The sequence below is a fragment of the Bartonella sp. AP72JLCBS genome, assembly GCF_042195705.1.
Taxonomy (GTDB): Bacteria; Pseudomonadota; Alphaproteobacteria; order Rhizobiales; family Rhizobiaceae; genus Bartonella.
On record NZ_JBHIOU010000029.1, the window covers coordinates 1 to 7,612 of the forward strand.

Sequence of the window (7,612 nt, forward strand, 5' to 3'; positions counted from 1 at the left end):
TGAAGAGCAGATGAAGATAGTTCTTGAAGATGCCAATAAGTATACGGATGAGAAAGTTAGTGGTCTTGTCAATGATGCTGTTAACGAGTCGAAATCCTATACGGATATAAAGTTTGAGACATTGAATTATGCTATTCAGGATGTTCGGAAAGAAGCAAGACAAGCTGCTGCTATTGGTCTAGCAGTATCTAATTTAAGCTATGACGATACACCGGGAAAATTAAGTTTTTCACTTGGTACAGGTGTATGGCGCAGTCAATCTGCACTTGCTATTGGAGCTGGTTATATGTCTGAAAATGGAAGATTTCGCTCTAACGTATCTGCAACGAGTTCTGGGGGACATTGGGGGGTAGGTGCTGGATTTAGGGTAACACTGAATTAACAATAGAAAATTCGAAATAAATTTTCCTTCTCTTATCAAATGCGTTACATGTGCCATTTAAAGAGAAGGAAAGTTATTTTATCACAAATGAATAGCAATAGAAGATAAGGACGTATTTCGAGTAAAAATATATTTTTTATTATGAAATTTTATATGAAAAATCATTTATCATCTCCAAAAGGAATTATTTGAGTAATCGATATTTATTTTTAAGAGAGTTTTTTCCTTATAAGAGAAATATATATTGTAATAATATTATTAATGAATGAGCATTGTTTTTTATGACAAGATAGGGGGTATTTTGCATAATTCTACTGCTGATAAGATTATTATTGGATTGTATAATGCCATAAAAGGTGATCAATTACATGACAGTGAGCAGCAGATTAAGACAGTTTTTAATGATGCAAAAAAATATATAGATAAATGTTTTTCTGAATCCATAGTATAATGCAATGAGTAATGTTGTTAATGATGCAAAATCTTACACGGATACAAAATTTGAAGCATTAAGATGTGATATTAAGACAGCTCAGAAAGAAGCAAGACAGGCGTCCTCTGTTGGTTTAGAAGTATCGAATTTAAGTGATTTTAATATCCTTTGGTCTTTAAGTCTTTGTTTTGGTGGTGGTTTATGGCGTAATCGATTGGCTTGAGCTATTGGAACCGTTTATATGTCAGAAGATGGAAAAATTCGCTCTAATTATATCTGTCACGAGTGCAAGAGGTTACAGGGGGTTAAGTGCAGGAGTAAACTTAACACTGAATTAATAATAAAAAACGCATTATATAAAAAAATAATTAAATTATTTTTTCCTTGCTATTTTTTAATAATTGTATAGAGTGTGGAAAATTAATTAAAAGAAACTAGAAATCTTTTCGCAAAGCGGGGTGCGGTAAATCATGAAAAAATCACAAAATCACAATCATCTGATCTCAAAGAGCTTTAAGAGATACAAATATAAAACTCAGGGATATCTCGCTTATTTTCACGACAAAAGCGCAATAACCCTACAAAAAACGCTCTAAATTACTCAACAAACAACTTAACCCCCTTCCGCAATAAACATCCTTTATTGCCTCTTAAGCACACAACACTTAATAATAAGTACGCAAACATGTTTTTTCCACACTTCGTTCACCTTTCTTCACCTTTAAATTTAAAGGCTCTGCTAAAGAAAAACACCCCTCCTTAAAGGGGATAAATAAAAACCACATTAATTGGACTATCGATCAACGTCGACTTCTATCTCATTGATATCTTAGATAGTCCTCTTCCGCATTATGACAACCCTAATCTTTTATAAAACAAGAAAAAACAATCTCTGGAGCTTAGTAGCACCGGAATATGTCTTTTTGATGTTTTAAATATCTTTCTTTACTTAGAGGATTTATTATGAAAAAAATATATACCACACCACACACGCTAGCAGTGAGTAATTTAAAAAATTCTTGCTCGTCTTATCGATTACCTTTTATTAAAACGCTTTCATTAGTGTCAGTAGCTGTCTTTTTATCAAATGCTTCTCCTGTTTTTGCTTGTGATCTTTGGGGTAATGTAGCACAGTATTTTGGCGGAGGTACAAATATACGTAAAAGTATTGCGCCAACCTATATAATTAACGGTAAAATATATAGAGATGTTGGTTCTGCGCTGTATGGTTTGGAGAATTATGTCGCTGAAACCAGGTATGATAAGCTTGTTAAGCAAGATGCATCAGGACTTATTACAATTGGTGCGGACGTAGGTGGTAATAGAATAACTATCGCAAATAGCTCTCATGGATTGAGGACTCTTACTGGTGTTGCTGATGGTTGGGTTTCGCCAATCTCGTATGATGCAGTCAATGGTTCTCAGCTTTTTTCCCAAGGCATCAGTACTGCGATCTCTTTTGGCGGTGGTGCTGGATACGATAGAAAAGGAAACTGGATAGCTCCTACTTTTACAGTTAAGGTCTTTGATAAAAATGGTAATGGAGCTGAAAAGGATTATAAGAATGTTGCGGATGCCTTTACTGGCGTAAGTAGTTCTTTCACGAATCTTGATGCAAAGATTGAAAATATTAAGGTAGCAAGTAATAGTCTTGTTAAGCAAGATGATACAGGACTTATTAGCATTGGTGGAGAAGTAAGTGGAACTAAGGTAAGCATTGCAAACGTTGATAATGCAGTTCGGACTCTTTCGGGTGTTAGGGCTGGTTCGATTACAGCAACGTCGATCGAAGCAGTAAATGGTTCTCAACTTTATTCAATAAATCAGGCATTTGCTGAATATTTTGGCGGTGGTGCTGGCTATAAAGATGGAAACTGGAGTGCTCCTACTTTTACAGTTAAGGTCTTTGATAAGGATGGTAATGGAGCTGAAAAGAAGTATACTAATGTTGCGGATGCCTTTACTGGCGTAAGTGGTTCTTTCACAAATCTTGATAAAAAGATTGAGAATATAGTCATTAATGGGACAGGTGATGATCTTGTTAAGCAAGATGATACCGGACTTATTACCATTGGTGGAAAAGTAAGAGGGGTCCAGGTAAATATAGCAAATGTTGATAATGTGGCACGGACTCTTGCGGGTGTGAAGGCTGGTTCGATTACAGCAACATCGACTGATGCGATAAATGGCTCTCAATTTTATGCCATGAGCAATGTAGTTGCTAGCTATTTTAGTGATAATGCTGGATATGATAAAGATGGAAACTGGAATGCTCCTACTTTTACAGTTAAGGTTTTTGATAAAAATGGTAGTGGGACTGAAAAGAACTATAAGAATGTTGGGGATGCGCTTTCTGGTGTAAGTAGTTCTTTTACGAATCTTAATCAAAAGATCGAAAGTGTAACAGGTGATAGTTTTGTTAAGCAAAATAGCGCTGGGCTTATTACGATTGGTGGAGACAAGGGTGGTGATAGAATAGATATTGCAAACAGTATTAATGCGCCACGAGTTATCTCTGGTGTTAAAGGGGGTGCATTTACGGCAACATCGACCGAAGCAGTAAATGGTGGTCAAATTTATTTGATGGCTCAGACATTTGCAAGTTATTTTGGCGGTGGTGCTGGCTATAAAGATGGAAAATGGTCACCTCCTACATTTACAGTTAAAGCCTTTGATAAGGATGGTAATGCAACTGAGAAAAACTATACTAATGTTGCAGATGCGTTTTCTGGCGTTAATAGTGCTTTCACAAGTTTGAATGAGGAAATTGTTAAGATAAAGAATAAGCCTGGTATTGAAGAAAAGGAACACACCCATCAAGACGGTGATTTGAATGATATTATTTCAGAAGGCTTTCCTTTTATGAGAAGCTTACCTAGTGCTTTAGGTAATGTGAAGGTTCCAACTACGATAACTGTTGCTCCTAAATCACCATTAAAACAAGTAAGTTTTATGAGTAGTGAAGGTGAAAGCCGGCGTCTTTTTGATATTGCTGCTGGTGAGATTTCAGAAACGTCGACTGATGCTATAACTGGTTCTCAGCTCTATTCGATAAACAACCAGATTGCTACTTATTTCGGTGGTGGTTCTGGATATAAAGGTGGAAATTGGAGTGCTCCGACTTTCACAGTTAAAGCCTTTGATAAGAATGGTAAGGAAACTGAGAAAAAATATACTAATGTTGCAGATGCATTTGCTGGCGTTAATAGTGCTTTGGCAGGTTTAAATGAGCGGGTTATGAACGGTATTGGTGAAACAGAGGGTAAACCACAAAATGGTGATCCTTCGGATGTTATTTCAAAAGGCTTTCCTTTTATGAGAAGCGCACGTTTTCTAAGAAGCTTACCTCTTGCCATAGATGAGGAAGAAAGCGCCATAGATGAGGCGGATAATTCAACCACGGTAACTGTTGCTCCTAGTGAAATTTTAGAAAAGTCAACTTATGAGGTGACTGACAATCAGTTTTCACAGATGAGTAACAGGGTAACAGGCGTTGAAAAAAAGGTAGACAACGTTACAGACAGGGTAACAGGCGTTGAAAAAAAGGTAGACAGCGTTACAGACAGGGTAACAGAAGTTGAAAACAAGGTGAATGTTGCGGTTAGCTATGATACCGATGATAGCGGAAAGAAAATCAGTAGCATCACTCTAAAAGGTGTCGATGACAGTGAGCCTGTTTTGATTACTAATGTTAAAGATGGAAAAATTGAACATGGCTCTAAGGACGCAGTGAATGGTGGTCAGTTATACGATCATACCGCGGAGCAGATGAAGATTACTCTTAAAAGTGCGAAAAAGTATACGGACGATCAAGTCAATAATGGTGTTAACGAGGCAAAATCCTATACCGATATGAAGTTTGACGCACTAAGTTATGATATTACGAATGTGCGCAAAGAGGCAAGGCAAGCAGCAGCGATTGGTTTGGCAGTCTCTAACTTACGTTACTTCGATGACCCAGGATCTGTGAGTGTTTCATTTGGTGGCGGTTTTTGGCGTGGACAATCTGCCTTTGCGATTGGTGCAGGTTATACATCTGAAGATGGCAAGATTCGTTCTAATCTATCAGCAACCAGTGCTGGCGGTCAGTGGGGTGTAGGTGGTGGAATAACTCTGAAATTAAAATAACACCAGAGAATATGAAAAACTACAATTTAAGCGAAGTTTCGCCCTTGTCTTCTTAGACAGGGGCGAAATTTTATATTATAGAGAAGTAATATTTTACAGAGAAGGCCATAGAGTAGTATATTTATAAAGTCTTATAATAATTAAAGTCTTATACCAATGTATTCTATAGTAATAATCTTAGTGAGATTGATTTTAGTAAGAAGTAAAGCACTTTAACAAAAATTTTACAAATACAGAGTAGTACTCTCAGTGCGTAATTGCGCAGTATTTTAAAACTGTACGTTCTATAATTTCATTGATGGAAAATATCCATTGGGGGATACGTTTAAAAATCCTATTTTATTATTTTATTTATTTGCTCTGTACATAGCAGTAGCAATCATGAGGCACGCAACAGCAGCAATTATTAGTAAGACTCATTTTGATCAAAATGGGACACTTAAATAAAACTATGAAACAGAATCTCTAGACAAGTCTATAGTGCATGGAATCTATGAGTTTTAAAGTTATAAGGATATTTCACGGTTATATAAATCGGAAAGACTCATTCTGTAAAAATAATTAAATTCATTTTCTTCTTGCTATTTCACTCAATAGTCTATAACATCACAGAATATTCTTTAGTAAGACTCATTTTGGCAAAAACAGAAAAATGCTCGTAAGGGGGGGCAGTTGATTATGAACAACACACACAATCATCCTCATTTTACTCTAAAGCTTAAGAGTATGCCGCTTATCCCCGCGATAAAAGCGTAATGATTTCACAACAAGTACTCTAAATCATTCAGCCAACAACTTAAACTTTTCCCCTAATAATACCTTACAGCTTCTTAATCATATAAAATGAACTCTTTTACTTTTAAAACTATAAACCGCAGACCTAACAATAGGGTGCAAGTATGTCTTCTTCATACCTGTTTTTCACCCTCATCCAGGAGTTTTGTTGCAAAAAAAGCACCCTTCTTAAAGGCGGAAAAAATAAAAAACCCATTAACCACATCGTTTATCAAGATTGATTGCAACCTTGCTAGACTTCTAATTACTTCTGTTCGCCTCTGCGGCAAACTCAAACTTTATAAAGAACAAAAAAAATCACGTCGTTAATCACTCCTAACACTGAAATATGACTTTTTAATGTTCTAAATATGTCTTTCCTATTTGGAGAATTTGTTATGAAAAAATTATATACCACACCAAAAGCGCTAGTGGTGAATGATTGTAAAGATTCTTGCTCGTTTTATCGACGGCTTTTTATTAAAGCGCTTTCATTGGCTTCAGTGATTATATTTTTATCAAATGTTTCTCCTGTTGCTGCTGCTACTCAGATTTTAAATAACATATCAAACGACTTTAGTGGTGGTACAAATGCGCTTAAAGGTATACCGCCAGCCTATGTAGTTGGCAGTAAATTGTATAGAGATAGTGGCTCTGCATTTGTGGAGGGGGAGGATGCCCCCAAGAACTTAAGTCTTAATATTAAGTTTCAGACTAAAGCTGCTTTTGATACTGCATTTGCAGGTACGGAAGGTTATAAGAATGTAGAAGGTTATAAAAGTGTTGCGGATGCATTTTCTGGCGTGAAGAGTGTTTCCACAAGTTTAAATCATCAGATTGTTGAGATAAAGGAACCCCATGCTATTGGGGGAAAACAAGATAATCCATATCAAAGTGATGATAGGCATGAAAACACAGGCAGCTTTTCTCTTTTAAGAAGCTTATCTCGTGAACTAGCCCGAGCGGATGATGCAAGTATGGTAACTGTTGCTCCTACCTCACCATTAACTCAAATAACTATTCGGAATAGTAAAGGTGAGACACGGCGTCTTTTGGATGTTTCTCCTGGTGAGCTCTCAAAAACGTCAACCGATGCCGTTAATGGTTCCCAGCTTTATACGTTAGGCACTGGGGTTGCAAAATCTTTAGGTGGTAATGCTAGTTATGCGGATGGAACTTGGAGTGTACCTACATTCACGGTTAAGAGCGTGAAAGAAGATGGCAAAACAGAAGATAAAGAGTATCATGATGTAGCAACAGCGTTTGCTGGTGTAGGAACTTCTTTCGTAAATATGAATAATTCTATCACGAATATTAAGAATGAACTTAGCAAAGATATTGCTGAAGCAAAGAGTGATTCCTTGCATTGGAGCGATACTGCACATGCTTTTGTAGCGACGCATGGAGAGAAAGATAGCAAAAGTAATAGCAAGCTTACATCTCTTTTAGATGGTTCGATTAATGCTGGTTCCACGGATGCCGTAACGGGTAATCAGCTTCATGCTCTAGGTAGCAGTGTTGCAAAATCTTTAGGTGGTAATGCTAAGTATGAGAATGGCACGTGGAATGCTCCTACATTCAAGGTTAAGCGATTTAATTCTGATGGTGATGTTACTGATTCGACTTATGACAGTGTCGCGTCTGCCTTTGCCGGTGTTGGTGATTCTATCACGAATATTAAAAATGAGATTAGCAAAGAAATTGCTGGTGAAAAGAGTGATTCTTTAATCTGGAGCCAAACCGCGAATGCCTTTGTAGCGACGCATGGTGAAGAGAATACAAGTAGCAAGATAACGTCTCTTAAAAATGGAGACATTAGTAGAACGTCAACGGATGCTGTAGCGGGTAACCAGCTATATGCCCTAGGGAGTAGTGTTGCAAAATCTTTAGGTGGT

General features: G+C 36.9%; 3 protein-coding genes and 1 pseudogene. All 4 read left to right on the top strand.

The features are described from left to right. The coding region (locus tag ACFILO_RS08815; RefSeq protein ID WP_375654112.1) for a YadA-like family protein at window positions 1–382 on the top strand (382 nt) is incomplete at its 5' end. A 455-nt stretch (window positions 383–837) separates the two neighbouring features. Beyond that, the gene (locus ACFILO_RS08820; RefSeq protein ID WP_375654116.1) at window positions 838–1,038 is read left to right on the top strand and encodes a hypothetical protein; all 201 of its coding nucleotides are present in this window, start codon (window positions 838–840) and stop codon (window positions 1,036–1,038) included. A gap of 740 nt (window positions 1,039–1,778) precedes the next feature. Continuing rightward, entirely contained in the window at window positions 1,779–4,943 is a 3,165-nt protein-coding gene (locus tag ACFILO_RS08825; protein WP_375678157.1) for a YadA-like family protein, read from the top strand. A gap of 1,172 nt (window positions 4,944–6,115) precedes the next feature. Further along, window positions 6,116–7,612: pseudogene (locus tag ACFILO_RS08830) on the top strand (hypothetical protein); the annotation flags it as partial.

Excerpts from the sequence above, each read along its gene's own strand:
- ACFILO_RS08820 (WP_375654116.1), top strand. The coding sequence starts at position 838 with ATGAGTAATGTTGTTAATGATGCAAAATCTTACACGGATACAAAATTT.
- ACFILO_RS08825 (WP_375678157.1), top strand. The coding sequence starts at position 1,779 with ATGAAAAAAATATATACCACACCACACACGCTAGCAGTGAGTAATTTA.